The sequence below is a fragment of the Pseudomonas sp. BN414 genome (genome assembly GCF_029871275.1).
Taxonomy (GTDB): Bacteria; Pseudomonadota; Gammaproteobacteria; order Pseudomonadales; family Pseudomonadaceae; genus Metapseudomonas; species Metapseudomonas resinovorans_C.
In genome coordinates, this window is record NZ_SSOL01000076.1 from 283,519 (window position 1) to 307,104 (window position 23,586).

Sequence of the window (23,586 nt, forward strand, 5' to 3'; positions counted from 1 at the left end):
GCCTGAACGTTCAACCCTGTTTCAACGGAGTTCGCCATGGCCACTGCAGTGCCCCTGAACGAGGTCGCCGGCCCCAGCCTCAAGCAGCGCCTCGCCCGAGCCGAGCGGATGAACCGCCTGAAGTCCCAGGCGCTGATCCTGCCGCTGCTGATTTTCCTCCTGCTGACCTTCCTGGTGCCCATTGGCGCGCTGCTCTACAAGAGCGTGAACAATCCGGAAGTGGTCGGCTCCATGCCGCGCACCGTAGAGGCCATTTCCGGCTGGGATGGCAAGGCGCTGCCCGCCGAACCGGTGTACAAAGCGCTGGCCGAAGATCTCGCTGCGGCGCGCAAGAACCAGACTATCGGCGACCTTTCCAAGCGCCTGAACATGGAACTGGCCGGCTACCGCAGCCTGATGGCCAAGACCGCCCGCGCCCTCCCGTTCAAGACCGAACCGGCCTCCTACAAGGACGCGCTGGAAAGCCTGGACGAGCGCTGGGGCGACCCCGCGTACTGGCAGGCGATTCGTCGCAACGCCAGCAACCTGACCCCCTATTACCTGCTGGCCGCCCTCGACCATCGCATCGATGACCTGGGCGAAGTGGCCCCGGCCACCCCGGACCAGGCCATCTACCTGGATATCTTCGCCCGTACCTTCTGGATGGGCGCAGTGATCACTGTGATCTGCCTGTTGCTGGCCTATCCGCTGGCCTACCTGCTGGCCAACCTGCCGACGCGCAAGAGCAACCTGCTGATGATCCTGGTGCTGCTGCCGTTCTGGACCTCCATCCTGGTGCGCGTTGCAGCGTGGATCGTGCTGTTGCAGTCCGGCGGCCTGATCAACGGCGCGCTGCTCAAGCTCGGCCTGATCGACCAGCCGTTGCAGCTGGTGTTCAACCGCACCGGTGTCTATATCGCCATGGTGCACATCATGCTGCCGTTCATGATCCTGCCGATCTACAGCGTGATGAAGGGCATTTCCCCCAGCTACATGCGTGCGGCGATCTCCCTCGGCTGCCATCCCTTCGCCAGCTTCTGGAAGGTGTACTTCCCGCAGACCGTCGCGGGCGTCGGCGCCGGGTGCCTGCTGGTGTTCATCCTGTCCATCGGCTACTACATCACGCCGGCACTGCTGGGCAGCCCGAACGACCAGATGGTCAGCTACTTCGTTGCCTTCTTCACCAACACCACCATCAACTGGGGCATGGCCACGGCCCTGGGCGGCATGCTGCTGTTCGCCACCCTGATCCTCTATGTGGTCTACAGCTGGCTGGTGGGCGCTGGCCGCCTGCGTCTCGGTTGAGGAGAACAAGAAAATGCTGAGTCCCTACATGTCCCCGGTCGAGCGCCTGTGGTTCTACACGCTGCGCGGCCTCTGCGGCCTGGTGCTGCTGTTCCTGATCCTGCCGGTGCTGGTGATCATCCCGCTGTCGTTCAACTCCGGCACCTTCCTGGTCTACCCGCTGCAGGGCTTCTCCCTGCGTTGGTATGCCGACTTCTTCAACTCGGCGGAGTGGATGCGCTCGCTGACCAACAGCATGATCGTCGCCCCGGCGGCGACCGTGCTGGCGATGGTCTTCGGCACCCTGGCGTCCATCGGCCTGACCCGTGGCGAATTCCGCGGCAAGGCGCTGGTGATGAGCCTGCTGATTTCGCCGATGGTGGTGCCGGTGGTGATCATCGGCGTGGCCAGCTACCTGTTCTTCGCCCCGTTGGGCCTGGGTAACAGCTACCTGTCGCTGATCCTGGTGCATGCCGTGCTGGGTGTGCCGTTCGTGATCATCACGGTGTCGGCGACCCTGCAGGGCTTCAACTACAACCTGGTGCGCGCCGCCGCCAGCCTGGGCGCGCCGCCGCTGACCGCGTTCTTCAAGGTAACCCTGCCGCTGATCGCGCCGGGGGTGATCTCGGGGGCGCTGTTCGCCTTCGCCACCTCCTTCGACGAAGTGGTGGTGACCCTGTTCCTCGCCGGCCCCGAACAGGCCACCCTGCCGCGGCAGATGTTCAGCGGTATCCGCGAGAACCTCAGCCCCACCATCGCCGCCGCCGCGACCCTGCTGATCGGCTTCTCAATCGCGCTGCTGCTGGTACTGGAATGGCTGCGCGGCCGCAGCGAGCGCATGCGCACCTCCGTGCCGGAGTAAGAACTTCTCCAACCTTCAACCTGCCCGCGTCCCCGTCGCGGGCAGGTTTTTTTCTGCCTCGCCTCAGTCATCGGTCGAATCCCCGCGCGCCATCCATCCCGGCTACAATTCGCGCCACCGTGATTCCGCCCCTGAGGTCAGCCATGCAGCCCTTCGCCATCGCACCGTCGATCCTTTCCGCCGATTTCGCCCGCCTGGGCGAGGAAGTGGAGAACGTTCTCGCCGCCGGCGCCGACATCGTTCACTTCGACGTGATGGACAACCACTATGTGCCCAACCTGACCATCGGCCCCATGGTCTGCTCGGCGCTGCGCAAGTACGGCATCACCGCGCCCATCGATGCGCACCTGATGGTTTCGCCCGTGGACCGTATCATCGGCGACTTCATCGAAGCCGGCGCGACTTACGTCACCTTCCACCCGGAAGCCACCCTGCACGTCGATCGTTCCCTGCAGCTGATCCGTGACGGCGGTGCCAAGGCCGGCCTGGTGTTCAATCCGGCCACCCCGCTGGACGTGCTGAAGTACGTGATGGACAAGGTCGACATGATCCTGCTGATGAGCGTCAACCCCGGCTTCGGTGGGCAGAAGTTCATCCCCGGCACCCTCGACAAACTGCGCGAGGCGCGTGCCCTGATCGACGCATCCGGTCGTGACATCCGCCTGGAGATCGACGGTGGCGTCAACGTGAAGAACATCCGTGAGATCGCCGCCGCAGGCGCCGACACCTTCGTCGCCGGCTCGGCCATCTTCAATACGCCGGACTACGCCGAGGTCATTGCCGCCATGCGCGCCGAGCTGGCCCAGGTCTGATATGGGAACGTTGCACCGGCTGTTCGATGGGCACCTGCCACGCCTGGTGATGTTCGACCTGGACGGGACCCTGGTGGACTCCGTGCCGGATCTCGCCGCCGCCGTCGACCGCATGCTGGTCGCCCTGGGGCGCCCGGTGGCGGGCATCGAACAGGTCCGCGAGTGGGTCGGCAACGGCGCCCGGGTGCTGGTGCGCCGCGCGCTGGCTGGCGGCCTCGATCATTCCACCGTGCATGATAGCGATGCCGAGCGCGGCCTGGAGCTGTTCATGGAGGCCTACGCCGACAGTCATGCGCTGACCACCGTCTACCCCGGTGTGGCGGAAACCCTGAAGTGGCTGAAGAAGAAGGGCGTGGAACTGGCGTTGATCACCAACAAGCCCGAGCGCTTCGTCGCTCCCTTGCTGGACGAGATGAAGCTGGGCCGCTATTTCCCGCTGATCATCGCCGGCGACACGCTGCCGCAGCAGAAACCCGATCCGGCTGCGCTGCTTCATGTGATGCACATGACCGGGGTCAGTCGCAGCGAGGCATTGTTCGTCGGCGATTCGCGCAATGACGTGCTCGCCGCCAAGGCCGCCGGGGTGAAATGCGTGGCGCTGAGCTACGGCTATAACCACGGCCGGCCCATCGCCGAAGAGGAACCAGCGCTGGTCGTTGATGACCTGCGAGAGCTGCTTCCCGGCGGTTGCGCCGCCCACGGCGCTGCGCTAATGTCGCCGAACTCCTCCGACAATTCGCCTCAACGAGACAGAAACGTGGTGGTTCCCTGCAAGCATTGGCTCGAACGAGCCGGAATGAAGATCATCAAGGCCGTCGCCCGTTGGCGCTGGCGCGCCTAATTCATTCTGGCCGGATACTCCGGCGCGCTTTCACACCGACGTCTTTATCTCCCGGAACCCCTAAAAGGGGTTCCCCGCCCCATGAGGCTGATCATGACCCGCGAAGAATTCCTGCGTTTGGCCGCCGAAGGCTACAACCGCATTCCGCTTGCGTTCGAGACCCTGGCGGATTTCGACACCCCCCTTTCCCTTTATTTGAAGCTCGCTGATACCCCGTACTCCTACCTGCTGGAGTCCGTGCAGGGCGGTGAGAAATGGGGGCGCTACTCCATCATCGGCCTGCAAAGCCGCACGGTGCTGCGCGCTCATGGCCTGAAGGTCAGCGTCAGCGTCGACGATGTCGAGGTGGAATCCCACGATTGCGAAGACCCGCTGGCCTTCGTCGAAGCCTTCAAGGAGCGCTACCAGGTAGCGCCCATCGCCGGCCTGCCGCGTTTCAACGGCGGCCTGGTGGGTTACTTCGGCTACGACTGCGTGCGCTACGTCGAGAAACGCCTGGCCAATTGCCCGAACCCTGACCCGCTGGGCACGCCGGACATCCTGCTGATGGTTTCGGACGCCGTGATCGTGTTCGACAACCTCGCCGGCAAGTTGCACGCCATCGTCCTGGTCGACCCGACCCAGCCCGATGCCTATGAGAAGGGTCAGGCACGTCTGGTGGAAATTCGCCAGAAGCTGCGTCAGCCCGTGGTGCCGCGCCTGGGCGTGGACCCGAGCATGCCGGTTGGCGGCGAGCCGGACTTCCGCTCCAGCTTCAGCCGCGAGGATTACGAGCAATCGGTGCGCGAGATCAAGGAATACATCCTGGCTGGCGACTGCATGCAGGTGGTGATTTCCCAACGCATGTCGATTCCCTTCCAGGCTGCGCCCATCGATCTGTACCGCGCCCTGCGCTGCTTCAACCCCACTCCTTATATGTACTTCTTCAACTTCGGTGATTTCCACGTCGTGGGCAGCTCGCCGGAGGTGCTGGTGCGTGTCGAGGATGGCCTGGTCACCGTGCGCCCGATCGCCGGCACCCGCCCGCGTGGCGCGACCGAGGAAGCCGACCGCGCACTGGAAGAAGACCTGCTCTCCGACGCCAAGGAGCTCGCCGAGCACCTGATGCTGATCGACCTTGGCCGCAACGACGTCGGTCGTGTCGCCAGCACGGGCAGCGTCAAGGTCACCGAGAAGATGGTGATCGAGCGTTACTCCAACGTGATGCACATCGTTTCCAACGTCACCGGCCAGCTCAAGGAAGGCATCTCCGCAATGGAAGCGCTGCGCGCCATCCTGCCGGCCGGCACCCTCTCCGGCGCACCGAAAATCCGCGCCATGGAGATCATCGACGACCTCGAACCGGTCAAACGTGGCGTCTACGGCGGCGCCGTGGGTTACCTGGCCTGGAACGGCAACATGGACACTGCCATCGCGATCCGCACGGCGGTCATCAAGGACGGCGAGCTGCACGTACAGGCCGGCGCCGGCATCGTCGCCGACTCGGTCCCTGCACTGGAATGGGAAGAGACGCTGAACAAGCGCCGCGCCATGTTCCGTGCCGTGGCTCTCGCCGAACAGACCGCCAAGACCGACGCCTGAGGATTGCACCATGCTGCTGATGATCGACAACTACGATTCCTTTACCTACAACGTGGTGCAGTACCTCGGTGAGCTGGGCGCGGACGTGCATGTGATCCGCAACGACGAGCTCTCCGTCGCCGAGATCGAGGCGCTGAACCCGGAACGCATCGTCGTCTCCCCTGGCCCCTGCACGCCCAACGAGGCGGGCGTGTCGCTGGAGGTGATCCGCCACTTCGCCGGCAAGCTGCCGATCCTCGGCGTCTGCCTGGGTCACCAGAGCATCGGCCAGGCTTTCGGTGGCGACGTGGTGCGTGCGCGCCAGGCCATGCATGGCAAGACGAGTCCGGTGTTCCACAAGGACCAGGGCGTCTTCGAGGGCCTGAACCACCCGCTGACGGTCACCCGCTACCACTCCCTGGTGGTGAAGCTGGAGACCCTGCCCGACGAGCTGGAAGTGACCGCCTGGACCCAGCATGCCGACGGCAGCGTCGACGAGATCATGGGGCTGCGTCACAAAACGCTGAATATCGAGGGTGTGCAGTTCCATCCGGAGTCCATCCTTACCGAACAGGGCCACGAACTTCTGGCCAACTTCCTCAAGCAGACCGGCGGAGTGCGCTGATGGACATCAAGGAAGCCCTGAACCGGGTGGTCAACCAACTGGACCTGACCACCGAAGAAATGCAGGACGTGATGCGCCTGATCATGACCGGCCAGTGCACTGATGCGCAGATCGGCGCGTTCCTCATGGGCATGCGCATGAAGAGCGAGACCATCGAGGAAATCGTCGGCGCCGTTTCGGTGATGCGTGAGCTGGCGGTCCGCGTCGAACTTTCCACCCTCAAGCACGTGGTGGATGTGGTCGGTACCGGTGGCGATGGCGCCAACATCTTCAACGTGTCTTCCGCCGCCACCTTCGTGGTCGCGGCGGCGGGCGGCAAGGTCGCCAAGCACGGCAACCGGGCGGTTTCCGGCAAGACCGGCAGCGCCGACGTACTCGAAGCCGCCGGCATCTACCTTGACCTCAAGCCCGAGCAGGTCGCCCGTTGCATCGAGAGCATCGGCGTCGGCTTCATGTTCGCCCAGGTCCATCACAAGGCCATGAAATATGCCGCCGGTCCGCGTCGTGAGCTGGGTCTGCGTACCCTGTTCAACATGCTTGGCCCGCTTACGAATCCGGCCGGTGTGAAGCACCAGGTGGTGGGCGTGTTCAGCCAGGCGCTGTGCCGTCCGCTGGCCGAGGTGCTCAAGCGCCTGGGCAGCGATCACATTCTTGTCGTGCATTCGCGCGATGGTCTGGACGAGGTGAGCCTCGCGGCGCCGACCCATGTTGCGGAGCTGAAGAACGGCGAAGTGACCGAGTACCAGATCCAGCCCGAGGACTTCGGCATCAAGAGCCAAAGCCTGATCGGCCTGACCGTCGGCAGCCCGCAGGAATCCCTGGAGCTGATCCGTGATGCCCTGGGCAGGCGCAAGACCGAGAACGGCCAGAAGGCCGCCGACATGATCGTGCTGAATGCCGGCGCTGCGCTCTATGCCGCTGACCTGGCCTCCAACCTGAAAGAAGGTGTGCGTCTGGCACAGGACGCTCTGCACACAGGCCTCGCCCGCGAGAAGCTGGACGAACTGGCCTCCTTTACCGCGGTGTTCCGAGTGGAGAATGAAGCGTGAGCATCCCAACCGTTCTTGAGAAGATCCTGGCACGCAAGGCCGAGGAAGTGGCCGAGCGTCGTGCCCGCGTTTCCCTGGCCGAGGTCGAGGCGCTGGCGCGCTCCGCCGACGCTCCCCGTGGTTTCGCCCGCGCGCTGCTGGAACGCGCCGAGCGCCACGAGCCGGCGGTGATCGCCGAAGTGAAGAAAGCCTCGCCGAGCAAGGGTGTACTGCGCGAGAACTTCAATCCTGCGCTGATCGCCAAGAGCTACGAAGCGGGCGGCGCCGCCTGCCTGTCGGTGCTCACCGACGTCGACTTCTTCCAGGGTGCCGATGCCTATCTGCAGGAGGCGCGTGCCGCCTGCTCCCTGCCGGTGATCCGCAAGGACTTCATGATCGACCCCTACCAGGTGGTCGAAGCTCGTGCCATTGGCGCCGACTGCATCCTGCTGATCGTGTCCGCGCTGGACGACGTGCGTATGAAGGAGCTGGCAGCCACCGCCAAGGACGTCGGCCTCGACGTGCTGGTGGAAGTGCATGACGGTGACGAACTGGATCGCGCGTTGAACTGCCTGGACACCCCGCTGGTGGGCATCAACAACCGCAACCTTCACACCTTCGAGGTCAGCCTGGAAAACACCCTCGACCTGCTGCCGCGCATTCCGCGCGATCGCCTGGTCATCACCGAGAGCGGCATCCTCAACCGCGCCGACGTGGAACTGATGGAAGTCAGCGGTGTTTACGCATTCCTGGTGGGCGAGGCGTTCATGCGCGCTGAAGAGCCAGGCGTCGAGCTGGGCCGGCTGTTCTTCCCCGACCGCAACCGCGTCGTGGCGGGCATCGATCCGGATTGATCCGGTTCGGTCCTCCAGAAATGAAAAAGCCGGCTTGCGCCGGCTTTTTCATTTGGGGTTCTCAGCGGGTGCCAAAAACCACCATCGTTTTGCCCTTTACGTGCACCAGACCCTGTTCTTCCAGGCTCTTGAGCACGCGGCCGACCATCTCGCGGGAGCAGCCCACGATCCGGCCAATTTCCTGACGCGTGATCTTGATCTGCATGCCGTCCGGATGGGTCATGGCATCGGGCTGCTTGCACAGGTCGAGCAAGGTGCGCGCAACGCGGCCGGTGACATCGAGGAAGGCCAGGTCGCCCACCTTGCGCGTGGTGTTGCGCAGGCGGTCAGCCATCTGGCTGCCCAGTGCATAGAGGATTTCCGGGTCTTGCTGGGTGAGTTCGCGGAACTTGGCGTAGCTCAGTTCAGCCACTTCGCATTCTGTCTTGGCGCGGACCCAGGCGCTGCGCTCCTTCTCCGCACCCTCTTTCTCGAACAGGCCCATCTCGCCAAAGAAGTCTCCGGCATTGAGGTAGGCGATGATCATCTCGCGACCGTCGTCGTCCTCAATCAGGATGGTGACGGAGCCCTTGATGATGAAGAAGAGGGTTTCACAACGGTCACCGGCATAGATGATGGTGCTCTTGGCCGTGTAACGGCGGCGGTGACAATGCGCGAGTATTTTGTCCAGGCTCTTTATTTTTGGTGTAAGGGTAATTGCGACCATGCCCGAGTCCCGAAAAAGAGAAGGTAAGCCTTTGTCAAACAGGCAATTTTCTAATAGTTGTCCGGCCAAGTGTGCCAGTAATCCGGCGCCAGCTTAACAGAGCTCCCCCATTCGACAATGTGATTTTGCGACGCACCTAACACCTGCTCAGGAACTATTTGAGGCCCGGTGTGGAAAAGGCGCTGTGATAAGCTACCGCACCTTTTTCCGAGCGGAGTTCCAGGCGATGAAAGCACGCATCCAATGGGCGGGCGAAGCCCTGTTCCTTGGCGAATCCGGCAGCGGCCATGTGGTGGTGATGGACGGTCCGCCCGAGTCCGGTGGTCGTAACCTGGGCGTGCGTCCCATGGAAATGCTGCTGCTCGGCCTGGGCGGCTGCACCAACTTCGACGTGGTGAGCATCCTGAAGAAATCCCGCCAGCCCGTGGAAAGCTGTGAAGCCTTCCTCGATGCCGAGCGCGCCAGCGAAGACCCCAAGGTCTTCACCAAGATCCACGTGCATTTCGTGGTTAAGGGCCGGGGCCTCAAAGAGGCGCAAGTCAAACGCGCCGTGGAACTGTCCGCCGAGAAATACTGCTCGGCCTCGATCATGCTCGGCCGGGCCGGCGTCGAGATCACCCATGACTACGAGATCGTCGAACTGGGCTGAGCACCCGTTCCAGCGCGCGCGATCGTGAAAACGCCCTGAACCTTGGGCCGATGGCCGGTTGTCCGAAGACATCCGGCCATCATATTTGCGCGGCAAACTCTGGCAGACGGCGCCCGTCGTCTGCATAATTCGCCCCCTTCCAATTTCCGGGGCATCGGGCCCCGAACCTACGACCACAATCGCCAACGCGAAGAGGTGTAAACCGTCCTACGCAGAAGTGTCGTGCGCTTCTGACGGGCATGCTCAACCACGCGGCAGAGCCGCATATGCACAGAGAGCTCTCAACGGTGAAAAGCAAACTCAAGCTCCACGGGTTCAACAACCTGACAAAGACCTTGAGCTTCAACATCTATGACATCTGCTACGCGGAAACCCCCGAGGACCAGCAGGCCTACGTCCAGTACATCGACGAAGAGTACGACGCCGAACGCCTGACCCAGATCCTCACCGACGTAGTCGATATCATCGGTGCCAACATCCTCAACATCGCCCGCCAGGATTACGATCCCCAGGGTGCGAGCGTGACCATCCTCATCTCCGAGCAGCCGGTGACGCCCACCGACAGCCAGATCGAGGAATCTCCGGGCCCGCTGCCGGAGACCATCCTGGCGCACCTCGACAAGAGCCACATCACCGTTCATACCTACCCGGAAATCCATCCGGTGTCGGGTATCGCCACCTTCCGGGTGGACATCGATGTCTCTACTTGCGGCGTGATCTCCCCGCTGAAGGCGCTCAACTACCTGATCCACCAGTTCGATTCGGACATCGTCACCGTGGACTACCGCGTGCGCGGCTTCACCCGTGACGTGGAAGGCAAGAAGCACTTCATCGACCACGAGATCAACTCGATCCAGAACTACCTCTCCGACGACACCCAGGACGCCTACCAGATGACGGACGTCAACGTGTACCAGGAGAACATGTTCCACACGAAGATGCTGCTCAAGGACTTCGAGCTGGAGAACTACCTGTTCGGTGACGCCACCCGCAACTTGACGCCTGCCCAGCGCAAGGAAGTCGAAGAGCGCGTGCGCCACGAAATGCTGGAAATCTTCTACGCGCGGAACGTGCCTCACTGAGGCCGCTTCGCGGTGGAAACGAAAAGGGCGCCCTAGGGCGCCCTTTTTTCATATACGGGGTTCAGACCCGGTAGGTGCTCTTGGTCATGACCTTCGACAACAGCGTCATGCCGAACTTCACCGGCGCGGGGAAACGCAGGCCGCCCGCTTCCAGGGCGCTATTGGCGTGCTGTTCCTCGTCGGTACGCATCTGCTCGAGGATGGCTCGCGACTTGGCGTCCTCGGCCGGCAGCTGTTCCAGGTGCTCATCGAGGTGCTTGCATACCTGGTCTTCAGTGGCTGCGACGAAACCCAGGCTGATCCGGTCGCTGATCAGGCCGGCCACGGCGCCGACGCCAAAGGACAGGCCATAGAAGATCGGGTTGAGGACGCTCGGGCGGCTGCCGAGTTCGCGAATGCGTTGTTCGCACCAGGCCAGATGATCGACTTCTTCTTCCGCCGCGTGCTCCATGGCCTCGCGCACTTCCGGCAACTTGGCGGTCAGTGCCTGGCCCTGATAGAGCGCCTGGGCGCAGACCTCTCCGGTGTGGTTGATCCGCATCAGCCCGGCAATATGGCGAGCGTCCTCGGGTTTGAGTTCGGCGTCGGCCTGGCCTTCGGCAGGGGAGGGGCGGAAAGGCTGGCCGGTGAACGGCAGCAGCGTACGCAGCGCGGCATCGGCCTGTAGCAACAGGCGGTCGGCGGGGGAATAGGAACGTTCGCTGGCCATGCGGCACCTCCGTGGAATATCGGCGGGCATTCTAGCGCAAGGGGATGACCGAGGCTTGACCGGTATCAGGCCCCGGCCGATGGGATCAGCCCGGCGGCCAGTGCATCTGGCGCTGGCCGAGCACATGCATGTGGATGTGAAAGACGGTCTGGCCACCCTGTTCGTTGCAGTTCATCACCAGGCGGAAGCCCTGGTCGCAACCTTGCTCCTGGGCCAGGCGCTGGGCGGTGTAGGCAATATGGCCGACCAGGGCCTTGTCGTCTTCGGTGAGGTCGGTGAGGGTGGGGATGTGCTTCTTCGGAATCACCAGGAAGTGCACAGGGGCCTGCGGCGAAATGTCGTGGAAGGCGACGACCTGGTCATCCTCGTAGAGTGTGCGAGCGGGAATTTGTCCGGCGGCGATTTTGCAGAACAGACAGTCCACGGGAATTCTCCGGCCTGATATAAGAAGTCCCGAGTTTAACGGCGAGCGATTGCCCCGGCCAGCGCTGGCCGACGCCCACAAGGAGCCCCTGTGAAGAACGATATCCACGACCTCGGCCTGGTGCTGGATTCACGCGTGAAGCTGATCCTGATCGAGTCATGGGACGAGCGGCGGGTGCTGGAAACGCTCACCAGCCTGGCGGTCAAACGGGGACTCGGGCTTTTCACCTGGGCCATCAGCGAAGGGCTGCAGCGTCTGGGTTTCGGTGGCGAGAGCCTGGGCGAAAATGACAGTCGCGAACCGGAAACGGCACTGAAGCTGATCAAGGCCGATCCGCAGCCAAACCTCTATGTGATGTGCGACCTGCATCCGTTCCTTGGCGAGAATCCCAAGGTGGTGCGCCTGCTCAAGGAGGTGGCCATGGCGGAGGGCAATCACAAGCCGACGCTGGTGCTGGTTTCGCACGCGCTGAAGCTGCCGCCGGAAGTCCAGCGCTACGCCGCTCGCTTCGACTTGGCGCTGCCCAATGAAGACGAGCTGTTGAGCATCGTCCGGGAAGAGGCTTCACGCTGGAGCGAGCGCAATCGTGGCGCCCGGGTCCGAACCGACAACCGTACCCTGCAACAGGTGGTGAAGAACCTGCGCGGCATGAGCCATGGCGAGGCGCGCGCGCTGGCGCGCAACGTGATCTGCGACGACGGTGCAATCACCCAGGAGGACCTGCCTGAACTGAACAAGGCCAAGTTCCAGTTGCTGGATCTTGAAGGCGTTCTCAGCTTCGAATACGAGACCGCCCGGTTCGCCGAAGTAGGCGGGTTGGCCAATCTCAAGCGCTGGCTGGCCGAGCGTCAGGCTGCGGTGCTGGATGAGAAAGCGCTTGATCGGCCGAAGGGCGTTCTGCTGGTCGGCGTGCAGGGCGGTGGCAAGAGCCTGGCGGCCAAGGCCGTGGCCGGACTCTGGGGCTTACCGCTGCTGCGTCTGGACTTCGCCTGCCTGTACAACAAGTTTTTCGGCGAGACCGAACGCAACCTGCGCGAGGCCCTGAAGCTTGCCGAGCAGATGGCGCCTTGCGTGTTGTGGATGGACGAGGTGGAGAAGGGGTTGGCTAGCGGCGACCACGATGGCGGCGTGAGCCAGCGCGTACTGGGGACCCTGCTGACCTGGATGGCGGAGCGCAAGGCGCCGGTGTTCATGGTCGCAACCGCCAACGCGATCGATCGCCTGCCGCCGGAGTTGCTGCGCAAGGGGCGTTTCGACGAGCTGTTCTTCGTCGATCTGCCGCAGCCCGAGGTTCGTGCCGAAATCTTCCGCATCCACCTCGTTCGTCGCGAGCTGGACCCGGCGCAGTTCGACCTGCACCAGCTGGTTGCCGCCAGTGATGGTTTCTCGGGGGCCGAGATCGAGCAGGCCGTCGTGGGAATGCTCTATGCGTCACAAGCCCAGCAATGCCCGGCTGACCAAGCCCTGCTGCTACGCGAGCTCAAGGGAACGGCACCGCTTTCGGTGCTGATGGCCGAGCAGTTGGCGAACCTGCGTGCGTGGGCGGATGGACGGTGCGTGAAGGCGGATTGAGGCTGATCAGGGCTGGGCGAAGCGGCGATTGATCCGGCCCACCAGGCTGCGCACCAGCCAGCGTGGTGCCAGTCGCGGCAACTGCGCAGCCAGCCGGTTGCGCCAGCCGGGGATGATGATCGCGCGGTTCTTTTCCAGCGCGCGTAAGGTGATCAGCGCCACTTCTTCCGGGCTCATCATCAGCTTGCTGCCTGCGAGGCTCCCGACTTCCATCTGAGCGCCGCGGAAGAAGGCTGTGCGGGTGGGGCCGGGGCATAGCACGGAGACTTTCACGCCGCGCGGTCGCAACTCCTCGCGCAAACCTTCGGAAAAATTCAGCACGTAAGCCTTGCTTGCGTAGTAGTTGCTCATCCATGCGCCCGGCTGGAAGCCCGCTACCGAGGCGACATTGAGGATCTGCCCACCGCCCTGTCGCGCCATCAGGCCGCCGATGCCATGACAGAGTCGCGCGAGGGCGAGGATGTTCAGTTCGATCAGTTCCTGCTCGCGCCCCCAGTCCTGGCCGACGAACGCCCCGGAGGAGCCGATGCCGGCGTTGTTCACCAGCAGGTCTATTTCCCGCTCGCCTTGTTCCAGGTCCATCAGCAGGCCGGATACATGAAGGGGTTCGGCCAGATCGCAATAGCGGAACAGCACTTCCACGCCGAAACGCTGTGTCAGTTCGCAGGCGATACTTTCGAGCGCTTCCCGATTCCGCGCGACCAGCAACAGGTGCCGACCGCGTCGCGCCAGTGCCTCGGCCAGAGCCAGGCCAATACCGCTGGAGGCACCGGTGATCAAGGCATAACGAGGCATCTGGGGTTCTCCATAACAGGACCGGGTTGGACAACACCGGCCCCGGGAGGTTGCTTACTCTGCGGACTCGTCTTCGAGAGCGGGCGCATCGGCCGGCTGTTCGAAGCTAGCGGCATCGCCCATCTGGGCGCGCATCAGATAGTCCTGGTAGGCCGGTAACGAAATGGCGGCGACTATACCGATAACCGGCACCAAAATGATCAGCCATGCCAGCACTTTTACCGCGCGGCTATTGGGTGGCGGCGGCGGCCCGTAACGGTTGGGGCCGTCGGTACCGGGCATGAAGAGCATCAGCAGGGCGAACACGCTGCCAACGATCGGGACGAAGTTAAGCAGCCAGAGCCAGCCGGACCAGCCGATATCGTGGAGGCGCTGCACGCCGATGCAGACGCTGACCACCACTAGGGCAAGGCAGGCTACCAGGGTCAGCAGCCCCGCCAAGGCGTCGGAGAGTGCGAAGCTGCCGAGGATCACCCCGCCTATCGGCAGGAACGCCAGCATCAGCGCCATGCTCCAGCCGAGGTAGCGTACCCGGCCGATCCGGCCGCTGGTGCCAAAGACTTTCAGTTCCCCGAATTCCGGCAGATGTTCGCCGACCTGTGCCCTGGGAGGCGCGTAAGGAGAGGCCGCTTCGTTGTTGGTGACAGACGTTTTCACCACCGCCGGCTCTTCCGCCAATTGCGCCTGACGGGCCAGATACTTGTCGATGATGACGCCGCAGGCCTGGCACTCTGCTGCCTTGGCCTGCTCGTGTCCGCATTTCGGGCAGCTCATGGTGTCCGTACCAGAGCTGCTTTCCACGGCAGCAGTGGCGACAGGGTCCGGATGATCGTCCGTGGCCACCAGGCTAAGTCCGGCTGCAATGTCCTGCTCCTTGCGCACCTTCGCGCCGGCGCGTTGCAGTGCGGCGAGATACTTGTCTGCCTCGGCTTCCACCAGGTCGCGCTTCAGGGCGACGCTACGGCCACCGAACAGGCTGTCGATCTTGCTGGTGTCGCTCTTGAACAGGCGGGCGAGGTTTTCCTTGACGGTCTCCAGTGCCACGCCGGGCATGGGCTCTCCATCGAAGACGATTTTGAAGCGGGCTTCGGTCATGCGGGCGTCCTTGTCAGCGACAGAAAGAATGATGGCACAGCGTAATTGCGCTCTGGCCCACGGCACAAGCGGCCTGGCGCACAAAAACTGGCCTTAGGCCAGGCTCAGTGGATTCCAGCGTCCAACCAGATTGCCGCGGCGCAGCAGGCGCAGGTCAGCGAACTCACCAAGGGTGCCTTCGGATTGCTCGGGGCGCAGGAAGATCCAGTCGTCCACGGCGAGTCCCGTGGCTACGGAGCCGATCAGGCGTTCCTGGTTGGCGCTGCGACCATAGAGGCTGTCGTACGCGAGCCCGGAAGGGGAGACAGGTTTCGCCTGCCAGTTGCCACCGTACAGATAATGGGCGCGCTGGCGATTGGGGTTCCAGCCCTGCAGAAGGCCCTGGATGCTATCCAGATAGGGCAGGGCGGCATCGAGCACCTTGAGCACAGGGCTGGCTATCCACAGGGCCGCGTGGTGTTCCCGGAGCAACTCACTGTCGAAAGCGGCAGGCTTGAGCAGCGCGGAACCCACCGCTACCTCGTTCAACGGGCTGTCGCCATTGGCATGCAGCGGGTAGGTCTGACTGCCGCCGCCATTCAGCAGGGAATCCCGTGGCCAGAGCGGGGATGTCCGGGCTGCCTGGATGAATGCCTGATAGCGCGCGTTGCTCTCACTCAACGCCTTGTCCGTGCCGACCCAGAATGGCGCGTGGGCGACCTGGGCGTCGTATCCCATCAGCCCGCGCAGTTTCAATGGCGACGCGGCCGCGTCCATCTGCGCAAGGGCGCTGGCCAGTTCTTGGGGTGTGGCGAATCCGCCGCGTGCGAGGCCGATGTCGATCTCCAGGGCAACTTGCAGAGGCTGGCCAAGCGCGCGGCTCAGCTCGGTGTACTCCTGCAGGCGCTGGGTGCTATCCACAAGCCAGGTCACCTGATGGCTCGGATCGAATCCGCGGTGATGGGGTAACTGCTGGTAGAAGGCCAAGGCTGCGGCGGCGGGCAGGGGTTTGCCGAGCAGAAGGTCGGCCGCAGGGAAGAGTCGAGCCAATTGGTTCAGTTGCGGTTGGTGGAAAACCATGAAACGCGTGCAGTTCAGGCGGCGCGACAGGTAATCGAGCAATCCGCCAGACGCCAATGACTTGGCTACCAGCCGCAGCGGGCGTGGGCCAAGCCTGGCGGCAAGCACGTCGGCGTTGGCGTCCAGACGGTCGAGGTCGATGATCATCTGCGGTACGCCGCCACCGTCTTCACGCAGCAGCTGGTTCAGGTGTGCGAAGTAGGCGTCGTGGGGGCGGCCATGATCGGACGGGCGCGCCGCCCAGATGCCCAGCGCGCCGAGTGCACCAATTCCGAGCAGTGTGCGTCGCCTCATCGCGCCCAGCGTTGGCCCAATTGCCCGGACTTGTCACGCGCGGCGCGGTATTCCTGGTCGAGGCGGGCGATGAGTTCGTCCACGGTCGGCAGGTCGCGGATGTTGCCGACGCCCTGGCCGGCGGACCACACGGTCTTCCAGGCCTTGGCTTCGTCACTGACCGGTTTCAGCTTCTCACCGTAGTCGATGCTGCCTTTGTCGGCGAGGCGCTTCATGTCATAGCCGGCCGCTTCCAGGCTTTGGCGCATGAAGCTGGCGGGAACGCCGGAAACAGCTGGCGTGTGGATGATGTCGGCGGCACGGGCGTCGAGGATCATCTGCTTGTAGCGGGTTTCGGCATCGCTCTGCTGAGTGGCGATGAAGCGGGTGCCGAGATAGGCCAGGTCGGCGCCGAGCATCTGTGCCGCGAAGATTTCGTGGCCGTGGTTGAGGCAGCCGGCGAGCAGCAGCGTTTTGTCGAAGAACTGGCGAATTTCGGCGATCAGCGCGAACGGGCTCCAGGTGCCGGCATGGCCGCCGGCACCGGCAGCGACCGCGATCAGGCCGTCCACACCGGCTTCAGCGGCCTTTTCCGCATGGCGCCGGGTGGTTACGTCGTGGAATACCAGGCCGCCATAGCTATGCACGGCGTCGACCACTTCCTTCACGGCGCCCAGGCTGGTGATGATGATCGGGACGCGCTTTTCCACGCAGATGGCCAGGTCCGCCTGCACCCGTGGGTTGCTGTGGTGGACGATGAGGTTCACCGCATAGGGGGCTGCATCCGCTGCGAGCGAGGCTTCGATCTCGTCGAGCCAGGCGCGGAAACCGCTGCTCTCGCGCTGGTTGAGCGCAGGAAAGCTGCCGACGATGCCATTGTTGCAGCAGGCCAGGACCAGCTTGGGGTTGGACACCAGGAACATCGGCGCAGCTACGATCGGCAAGCGCAGGCGTTGTTCGAGCAGGGCGGGCAGGGACATCTGGCATTCCTCTTTGTCAGGGTCAGAAGGGCTTGACCACCACCAGGATGACAATGGCGATCAGGAACAGCACCGGGACTTCGTTGAACCAGCGATAGAACACGTGACCACGGCGATTCTCTCCGCGCGCGAAGCGCTTGAGCAGCGAACCGCAGGCGTGGTGATAGCCAATCAGCAGGACGACCAGGGTGAGCTTGGCGTGCAGCCAGCCCTGGCTGAGCCAGCCCGGGTTGAGATAGAGCATCCAGATACCGAACACCAGGGTGGCGATCATCGATGGGCCCATGATGCCGCGGTACAGCTTGCGCTCCATGATCTTGAAGCGTTCGCGGCTGGGTTCGTCCTCGGCCTGGGCGTGGTAGACGAAGAGACGGGGCAGGTAGAACAGGCCAGCGAACCAGCAGACGATGGCAATGATGTGCAGGGCCTTGAGCCACAGATAGAGCATGGGACGGTTTCCATCAGGCAGATTGCCCGGATAGTAGAGGTTGGAGCGGCCGCACGTCACCTCGGCGGTTGGCCCCTGGCCGATGCGGCCTTATCATCGGCAGCTTTCCAATCGGTTCTTTGAGGGGCAAGTGATGGTCAAGGTCGGAATCGTCGGCGGCACGGGCTACACCGGTGTCGAACTGCTGCGTCTGCTGGCTCAGCATCCGCACGCGGAAGTCGCGGTAATCACCTCGCGATCCGAGGCTGGGGTGAAGGTCGCCGATATGTATCCGAACCTGCGCGGCCATTACGACAACCTCGCGTTCAGCGTGCCCGATGTGGCTACGTTGGGCGGCTGCGACGTTGTCTTCTTCGCGACGCCGCACGGCGTTGCTCATGCCCTGGCGGGTGAACTGCTGGACGCCGGCACTCGCGTGATCGACCTTTCTGCCGACTTCCGCCTGCAGGACGCTGAAGAGTGGGCCAAGTGGTACGGCCAGCCCCACGGCGCGCCCGCGCTGCTGCCGGAAGCCGTTTACGGCCTGCCGGAAGTGAATCGCGAAGCCATCAAGGGCGCGCGTCTGATCGCTGTCCCGGGTTGCTACCCGACGGCTACCCAGCTCGGGTTCATTCCGCTGCTGGAGGCCGGTCTGGCCGACACCACGCAACTGATTGCTGACTGCAAATCCGGCGTCAGCGGCGCGGGTCGTGGCGCCAAGGTGGGCTCGCTGTTCTGCGAAGCGGGCGAGAGCATGATGGCGTACTCCGTGAAGGGGCACCGCCATCTGCCGGAAATCAGCCAGGGCCTGCGCCGTGCTGCCGGTGGCGCGGTCGGCCTGACCTTCGTCCCGCACCTGACGCCGATGATCCGTGGCATTCACGCGACCCTCTACGCGAATGTCGCGGACAAGACCGTCGATCTGCAGGCCCTGTTCGAGAAACGCTACGCCAACGAACCTTTCGTCGATGTGATGCCGGCCGGCAGTCATCCGGAAACCCGTAGCGTCCGTGGTGCCAACGTTTGCCGTATTGCGGTCCACCGTCCCCAGGGCGGCGACCTGGTGGTGGTGCTTTCGGTCATCGACAACCTCGTCAAGGGCGCGTCCGGCCAGGCTGTGCAGAACCTCAACATCATGTTCGGCCTCGAGGAGCGCCTGGGCCTGTCCCACGCCGCGCTGCTGCCCTGATGGTCTGCGGCGCCGGTAGCGGTATCACCGGCGCCGCACTCTGATCCCGATCGTGGGTCAAATCGCTTAATAGTTGACCAGTTTTCTAGGGTAAGCGGATAATGCCTCGCCTTAGCGCAGTATGGCGGCGTCAAGCCGGGAGAGTTGCAGCATGAGCGTCGAAACCTTCACCCCTTCAGCCCTGATGTTTACCGATAGCGCGGCCAGCAAGGTGAAGAACCTGGTCGATGAAGAGGGCAACCCGCGCCTGAAACTCCGTGTGTTCGTCACCGGTGGCGGCTGCTCGGGCTTCCAGTACGGTTTCACTTTCGATGAAGACGTGTCTGACGATGACACCATTGTCGAGCGCGACGGCGTGAGCCTTGTGGTCGACCCGATGAGCTTCCAGTACCTGGCGGGTGCCGAAGTCGATTACCAGGAAGGCCTCGAGGGTTCGCGTTTCGTGATCAAGAACCCGAATGCCACCACCACCTGCGGCTGCGGTTCGTCCTTCTCGATCTGAACCTCGTCTGAATTCAACAAAACGCCGTGCCCTTGGGCACGGCGTTTTCGTTTGCGGGTCAGGCGGGGTAGATCGCGCCGAGGATACGCAGCCCCCTGGCGCCAGTGACGCTGGGGCGATTGGTGGGAATCCCTTCGAGGCAGCAGTGTGCGAGCCAGGCAAAGGCCATGGCTTCGACCCAGTCCGGGTCCACGCCGAAATCTGCGGTGCTGCGGACTTGGGTACCGGGTAGCAGGGTCGCGAGGCGCAGCATCAACTGGCCGTTGTGAGCCCCGCCCCCACAGACCAGGAGGTCATCGGTCTTCGACTGCGCAGCGCGGAGGGCATCGGTGATGCTCTGGGCGGTGAGTTCGAGCAGAGTGGCCTGCACATCCTCAGGTTTGAATTTCGGAAGGCGAGCCAGGTGCGACTGGAGCCAGCCGAGATTGAACAACTCACGTCCGGTGCTCTTGGGACCACGCGTGGTGAAGAAGGCATCACCCGAGAGGGTGTCCAGCAAGCGCTGTTGCAGCGTACCGCTTGCCGCCCAGTCGCCATTGCGGTCGTAGCTGTCGCCGCGCTGGAGATGAATCCAGGCATCCAGCAGGACGTTCCCCGGACCACAATCGAATCCATGGACCGGTTTGCCCGGTTCGATAAGGCTCAGGTTGCTAAAACCACCCACGTTGAGCACCGCACGGTGGCTGTTGGCGTCTCCGAAGAGCGATTCGTGGAATGCCGGCACAAGCGGTGCTCCCTGGCCGCCGGCAGCGACATCGCGGCGGCGGAAGTCGCCGACCACGGTGATGCCGGTCAGCTCAGCGAGCAGGGCTGGATTGCCGATCTGGACCGTGAAACCGCGTGCGGGCTCGTGGCGTACTGTCTGGCCGTGGCTGCCAATGGCGCGAATGTCCTTGGCGCCCAGGTTGTTGCGAACCAGCAAGGCATTGATGCCGGTAGCGGCCAGTTCGACCCAGCCGTTCTCCGCCAGTGCGGCACGGGCCAGTTCGTCCGGGCCGGAGGCGCAGAGTGCCAGTAGCTCGCTGCGCAGCGAGCTGGGCATGGGGATGTAGTGGGTATCGAGGAGGGCGATGCGATCGGTCTGTTCGACCAGAGCGATGTCCAGGCCATCAAGGCTGGTCCCGGACATCACCCCCAGGTAGCGCGGCATCGGATCAGCGCTTGTTCAAGGCCAGCATGCTGGCCTTTTCCTGATCCATCCGCGCCATCAGCGGCTGGGTCATTTGCAGGAAGCGCTTCTTCTCGCTGGCCATCAGCGGATCGGCCATGGGCAGCTTCACGCCCAGCGGATCGACGTGCACGCCGTTCACCTGGAACTCGTAGTGCAGGTGCGGGCCGGTGGAGAGACCGGTAGTGCCCACGTAGCCGATGATCTGGCCCTGCTTCACGCTGCCACCGGTACGAATACCCTTGGCAAAGCCTTGCATGTGTCCGTACAGCGTCTTGTATTTGCTGCCGTGCTGGATAATCACGGCGTTGCCGTAGCCACCGCGGCGGCCTGCCAGGACGATCTTGCCGTCACCGGTGGCCTTGATCGGAGTGCCACGAGGTGCTGCATAGTCCACGCCTTTGTGAGCGCGGATCTTGTTCAGGACCGGATGGCGGCGGCCGTTGGAGAAGCGCGAGCTGATCCGTGCAAAGTCCACCGGGGTGCGGATGAAGGCCTTGCGCATGGCAGTGCCGTCACCGCGCAGATAGCTGGCGGTGCCTTGCTTGTCTACGTAGCGGACTGCAGAGAAGGTCTTGCCCCGGTTGGTGAAGCGAGCCGCGAGGATTTCGCCGCTACCGACTTTCTTGCCCTCGACCACTTTCTCTTCGTAGATCATTTCGAATTCGTCGCCTTCGCGGATGTCGAGGGCGAAGTCGATGTCGTAGCCGAAGATGTTGGCCAGATCCATGGTCAGGTCATGGGACAGACCGGCGCGCTTGGCGGACAGGAACAGGGAGCTGTCGATTACGCCGCGAGCATAAGCCGAGCGGAGCTCCGGCTTGATCAGGTCACGCTTGAAGGCGTAACCCTTGGAAGTCTTTTCGAGGTGAACGCTTTCGAGACCGCTCAGCTTGGTGCTGATCTTCTCGAGCTCACCCTTGGGGTTCAGCTTGAACTCGAAGCTCTGGCCAACCTTCAGGCGGCTCAGCTGCTTGGCGTCCTTGCTGCTGTTCAGGACGTCGTGCAGAACGTTGGCGGACAGGCCGACCTTGGCAAACACCGTGGACAAAGTGTCGCCGTTGCCCACGGTCGCAGTCTTGAGACTGGGATCGGTAGGCGTCTGTACGGTAGCGGGAGCGGTAGCTACTTCTTTCTTCTTATCCGCGTCTTTCTCGGCGCTGTTCTGGTTCTCGGCTGGGTTCTCGATCTTGGCGAATGGCGAGAGACCCTCATCCCCGGCAGCGGGACCTTGTCGGAGATCGTCCTTCTCCTGGGTCACCATCTCCGAGCCGTTCTCCAGCTCCAGATTGATGTAGGTCTTCTTCGCCTCGACCTCGCGAGACGGGAACACCAGCAGGGCCAGGCTGAGCAGCGCAGCCACACCGCTTGCAGCCAGCAAGTGGCTCTTCGGGTATGGCGGCGGCGCTTTAGGTACTGAATGCGTCATGGCGTGTGGTGTTTTTGGAATATGAACTAACTGCCTAAAATATAATCAAAATCCGCCCTAGGCAACCTTGGATTGGTGCCTTCCGCTGACTGGCATGGGGCTGGGCGCAAAACTTGTAATTAGTTCGCGATCTTGTATGGTTGGTTCCCCTTTGTCTATCCATGGTCTACGAGTCCTGTCATGAAGTCGGTTGAAGAGCAGCTGGCGCTGATCAAGCGCGGTGCGGAAGAGGTCCTGGTCGAATCCGAGCTGGTCGAAAAGCTCAAGCGTGGCCAGCCGCTGCGCATCAAGGCGGGCTTTGATCCGACTGCTCCTGATCTTCACCTGGGGCACACCGTCCTTATTAATAAGCTGCGCCAGTTCCAGGAGCTGGGGCATCAGGTGATCTTCCTGATCGGTGACTTCACCGGGATGATCGGCGACCCCAGTGGCAAGAGCGCTACCCGCCCTCCGCTGACTCGCGAGCAGGTCCTGGATAACGCCGAGACCTACAAGGCCCAGGTGTTCAAGATCCTCGATCCGGCCAAGACCGAGGTGGCCTTCAACTCCACCTGGATGGACCAGCTGAGTCCGGCTGATTTCATTCGCCTCGCGTCGCAGTACACGGTTGCACGCATGCTCGAGCGCGATGACTTCAACAAGCGCTACAGCACTAATCAGCCCATCGCGATCCACGAGTTCCTCTATCCGCTCGTTCAGGGTTACGACTCTGTGGCGTTGCGTGCGGACGTGGAGCTGGGCGGTACCGACCAGAAATTCAACCTGCTGATGGGGCGTGAATTGCAGCGCGCCTATGGGCAGGAGTCCCAGTGCATCCTGACCATGCCGTTGCTGGAAGGTCTGGATGGCGTGAAGAAGATGTCCAAGTCCCTGGGTAACTACGTAGGTATCCAGGAAGCGCCGGGCGTCATGTACAACAAGCTGGTGTCCATTCCGGATCAGCTGATGTGGCGCTACTTTGAGCTGCTGAGCTTCCGCTCCATGGAAGAGATCGAGCAGTTCAAGCGCGATGTAGAAGCGGGCGCCAATCCGCGCGACATCAAGATCAAGCTGGCCGAGGAGATCGTGGCTCGCTTCCATGGCGAAGAAGCCGCTGCCTCTGCTCATCGTTCGGCGGGTAACCGTATGAAGGAAGGCGAGCTGCCGCTCGACCTGCCTGAGGTTCAGTTGTCCGCTGCCGAAGATATGCCCATCGCATCCGTCCTTAATAAGGCGGGCCTGGTAAAGAACGCTGCGGTAGCTCGTGATCTGCTGGGGGCTGGTGGTGTTCGTGTAGATGGCGAGGTAGTGGATCGCGGCTTCGTCTTCAAGCTGGGTGCGACTCACGTGTTGCAGGCCGGCAAGAAGTCCTTTGCGCGTGTATCTCTGGCTACAGAGTAAAAAGACTTCAGAAAGTTGTTGACGGCAGATTTTGCATCCCTATAATGCGCCCCACTTCCGGCGCAGTCGCCAAGCAAAACTCCTTGTAGATCAATGAGTTGAATGTTTGGAGAGAGTGTCGGAAGGTTCCGCTTCGAGAGGTTCGCCACTGGCGAATGAAGCTGAACAGGAGGTGTTGACAGCGAGTTTGAACGCTGTAGAATGCGCCTCCCGCTGACGAGAAGAGTGAATCGGATCGAAAGCGCAAGCGGTTGAGTAGAAACGAAAATTTCGAAAAACAGCTTGACAGTAAGAAAGGCTGC

At 62.8% G+C, this 23,586-nt stretch carries 25 protein-coding genes; 14 read left to right on the forward strand and 11 right to left on the reverse strand.

The features are described from left to right. Positions 1 to 36 precede the first annotated feature (36 nt). The 8 genes from E8E95_RS25165 to trpC all read left to right on the forward strand — a co-directional run bounded on the left by E8E95_RS25165 (position 37) and on the right by trpC (position 7,845). Positions 37 to 1,284 (forward strand): ABC transporter permease, encoded by a 1,248-nt coding sequence (locus E8E95_RS25165; protein WP_280354725.1) that lies wholly within the window; start codon positions 37 to 39, stop codon positions 1,282 to 1,284. Positions 1,285 to 1,297: 13 nt separating this feature from the next. Then, on the forward strand, positions 1,298 to 2,125 hold the full coding sequence (locus E8E95_RS25170) for an ABC transporter permease (protein ID WP_077520870.1): 828 nt from the start codon (positions 1,298 to 1,300) through the stop codon (positions 2,123 to 2,125). Between the two features lie 143 nt (positions 2,126 to 2,268). Next, positions 2,269 to 2,937 (forward strand): ribulose-phosphate 3-epimerase, encoded by a 669-nt coding sequence (gene rpe, locus E8E95_RS25175; RefSeq protein ID WP_280354728.1) that lies wholly within the window; start codon positions 2,269 to 2,271, stop codon positions 2,935 to 2,937. A gap of 1 nt (position 2,938) precedes the next feature. Next, positions 2,939 to 3,778 (forward strand): phosphoglycolate phosphatase, encoded by an 840-nt coding sequence (locus E8E95_RS25180; RefSeq protein ID WP_280354730.1) that lies wholly within the window; start codon positions 2,939 to 2,941, stop codon positions 3,776 to 3,778. A gap of 93 nt (positions 3,779 to 3,871) precedes the next feature. Next, on the forward strand, positions 3,872 to 5,359 hold the full coding sequence (gene trpE, locus E8E95_RS25185) for an anthranilate synthase component I (protein WP_280354731.1): 1,488 nt from the start codon (positions 3,872 to 3,874) through the stop codon (positions 5,357 to 5,359). Between the two features lie 10 nt (positions 5,360 to 5,369). Continuing rightward, positions 5,370 to 5,963 (forward strand): aminodeoxychorismate/anthranilate synthase component II, encoded by a 594-nt coding sequence (locus tag E8E95_RS25190; protein ID WP_280354732.1) that lies wholly within the window; start codon positions 5,370 to 5,372, stop codon positions 5,961 to 5,963. Next, positions 5,963 to 7,012: an anthranilate phosphoribosyltransferase gene (gene trpD, locus E8E95_RS25195; RefSeq protein ID WP_280354733.1), complete on the forward strand. Its 1,050-nt coding sequence runs from the start codon at positions 5,963 to 5,965 to the stop codon at positions 7,010 to 7,012. Before E8E95_RS25190 ends, trpD begins: the two co-directional genes overlap by 1 nt. After that, on the forward strand, positions 7,009 to 7,845 hold the full coding sequence (gene trpC / locus E8E95_RS25200; RefSeq protein WP_280354735.1) for an indole-3-glycerol phosphate synthase TrpC: 837 nt from the start codon (positions 7,009 to 7,011) through the stop codon (positions 7,843 to 7,845). The genes trpD and trpC overlap by 4 nt, the downstream gene beginning before the upstream one ends. 61 nt (positions 7,846 to 7,906) lie before the next feature. On the opposite strand, the gene crp is transcribed toward trpC, so the two are convergent. Beyond that, the gene (crp, locus tag E8E95_RS25205) at positions 7,907 to 8,551 is read right to left on the reverse strand and encodes a cAMP-activated global transcriptional regulator CRP (protein WP_028631060.1); all 645 of its coding nucleotides are present in this window, start codon (positions 8,549 to 8,551) and stop codon (positions 7,907 to 7,909) included. Between the two features lie 226 nt (positions 8,552 to 8,777). Here crp and E8E95_RS25210 point away from each other — a divergent pair, with 226 nt between their 5' ends. Both E8E95_RS25210 and speD read left to right on the forward strand, forming a co-directional pair. Beyond that, on the forward strand, positions 8,778 to 9,200 hold the full coding sequence (locus E8E95_RS25210; protein WP_179058133.1) for an OsmC family protein: 423 nt from the start codon (positions 8,778 to 8,780) through the stop codon (positions 9,198 to 9,200). Between the two features lie 287 nt (positions 9,201 to 9,487). Beyond that, entirely contained in the window at positions 9,488 to 10,282 is a 795-nt protein-coding gene (gene speD, locus E8E95_RS25215; protein ID WP_280354737.1) for an adenosylmethionine decarboxylase, read from the forward strand. 61 nt (positions 10,283 to 10,343) lie between these two features. On the opposite strand, the gene coq7 is transcribed toward speD, so the two are convergent. Further along, the gene (gene coq7, locus E8E95_RS25220) at positions 10,344 to 10,991 is read right to left on the reverse strand and encodes a 2-polyprenyl-3-methyl-6-methoxy-1,4-benzoquinone monooxygenase (RefSeq protein ID WP_077522756.1); all 648 of its coding nucleotides are present in this window, start codon (positions 10,989 to 10,991) and stop codon (positions 10,344 to 10,346) included. 85 nt (positions 10,992 to 11,076) lie between these two features. Beyond that, positions 11,077 to 11,415: a histidine triad nucleotide-binding protein gene (locus tag E8E95_RS25225; protein ID WP_280354739.1), complete on the reverse strand. Its 339-nt coding sequence runs from the start codon at positions 11,413 to 11,415 to the stop codon at positions 11,077 to 11,079. A 90-nt stretch (positions 11,416 to 11,505) separates the two neighbouring features. Between E8E95_RS25225 and E8E95_RS25230 the strand changes: the two genes are divergently transcribed. Next, positions 11,506 to 12,987 (forward strand): AAA family ATPase, encoded by a 1,482-nt coding sequence (locus E8E95_RS25230; RefSeq protein ID WP_280354741.1) that lies wholly within the window; start codon positions 11,506 to 11,508, stop codon positions 12,985 to 12,987. Positions 12,988 to 12,993: 6 nt separating this feature from the next. Here the strand turns inward: E8E95_RS25230 and E8E95_RS25235 are convergent, their stop codons facing one another. The 5 genes from E8E95_RS25235 to hemJ form a co-directional block, all read right to left on the reverse strand. After that, positions 12,994 to 13,782 (reverse strand): SDR family oxidoreductase, encoded by a 789-nt coding sequence (locus tag E8E95_RS25235; protein ID WP_280354743.1) that lies wholly within the window; start codon positions 13,780 to 13,782, stop codon positions 12,994 to 12,996. 54 nt (positions 13,783 to 13,836) lie between these two features. After that, complete coding sequence (locus E8E95_RS25240) at positions 13,837 to 14,877, reverse strand: DUF805 domain-containing protein (protein ID WP_280354745.1); 1,041 nt, start codon at positions 14,875 to 14,877, stop codon at positions 13,837 to 13,839. Positions 14,878 to 14,970: 93 nt separating this feature from the next. Beyond that, positions 14,971 to 16,230, reverse strand: coding sequence for an alanine racemase (locus E8E95_RS25245; protein ID WP_280354747.1), 1,260 nt, complete (start codon positions 16,228 to 16,230; stop codon positions 14,971 to 14,973). Continuing rightward, positions 16,227 to 17,189 carry a nitronate monooxygenase family protein gene (locus E8E95_RS25250; RefSeq protein ID WP_280354748.1) on the reverse strand — a complete coding sequence of 321 codons (963 nt, stop codon included), beginning with the start codon at positions 17,187 to 17,189 and terminating at the stop codon, positions 16,227 to 16,229. The genes E8E95_RS25245 and E8E95_RS25250 overlap by 4 nt, the downstream gene beginning before the upstream one ends. A gap of 22 nt (positions 17,190 to 17,211) precedes the next feature. After that, entirely contained in the window at positions 17,212 to 17,637 is a 426-nt protein-coding gene (hemJ, locus tag E8E95_RS25255; protein WP_179058141.1) for a protoporphyrinogen oxidase HemJ, read from the reverse strand. A 133-nt stretch (positions 17,638 to 17,770) separates the two neighbouring features. On the opposite strand from hemJ, the gene argC reads away from it, so the two are divergent. Both argC and erpA read left to right on the forward strand, forming a co-directional pair. Continuing rightward, positions 17,771 to 18,805: an N-acetyl-gamma-glutamyl-phosphate reductase gene (gene argC / locus E8E95_RS25260; protein ID WP_280354749.1), complete on the forward strand. Its 1,035-nt coding sequence runs from the start codon at positions 17,771 to 17,773 to the stop codon at positions 18,803 to 18,805. Positions 18,806 to 18,956: 151 nt separating this feature from the next. Then, complete coding sequence (gene erpA / locus E8E95_RS25265) at positions 18,957 to 19,307, forward strand: iron-sulfur cluster insertion protein ErpA (protein WP_179058143.1); 351 nt, start codon at positions 18,957 to 18,959, stop codon at positions 19,305 to 19,307. Positions 19,308 to 19,365: 58 nt separating this feature from the next. On the opposite strand, the gene E8E95_RS25270 is transcribed toward erpA, so the two are convergent. Together E8E95_RS25270 and E8E95_RS25275 are read right to left on the reverse strand one after the other, a co-directional pair. Next, the gene (locus E8E95_RS25270; RefSeq protein ID WP_280354751.1) at positions 19,366 to 20,457 is read right to left on the reverse strand and encodes an anhydro-N-acetylmuramic acid kinase; all 1,092 of its coding nucleotides are present in this window, start codon (positions 20,455 to 20,457) and stop codon (positions 19,366 to 19,368) included. Between the two features lie 4 nt (positions 20,458 to 20,461). Further along, positions 20,462 to 21,904 carry a peptidoglycan DD-metalloendopeptidase family protein gene (locus E8E95_RS25275; RefSeq protein ID WP_280354752.1) on the reverse strand — a complete coding sequence of 481 codons (1,443 nt, stop codon included), beginning with the start codon at positions 21,902 to 21,904 and terminating at the stop codon, positions 20,462 to 20,464. A 180-nt stretch (positions 21,905 to 22,084) separates the two neighbouring features. Here E8E95_RS25275 and tyrS point away from each other — a divergent pair, with 180 nt between their 5' ends. Then, complete coding sequence (gene tyrS / locus E8E95_RS25280) at positions 22,085 to 23,284, forward strand: tyrosine--tRNA ligase (RefSeq protein WP_280354754.1); 1,200 nt, start codon at positions 22,085 to 22,087, stop codon at positions 23,282 to 23,284. 90 nt (positions 23,285 to 23,374) lie between these two features. On the opposite strand, the gene E8E95_RS25285 is transcribed toward tyrS, so the two are convergent. After that, positions 23,375 to 23,586 (reverse strand): hypothetical protein (locus E8E95_RS25285; protein WP_280354755.1); only part of this gene is annotated, 212 nt, incomplete at its 5' end.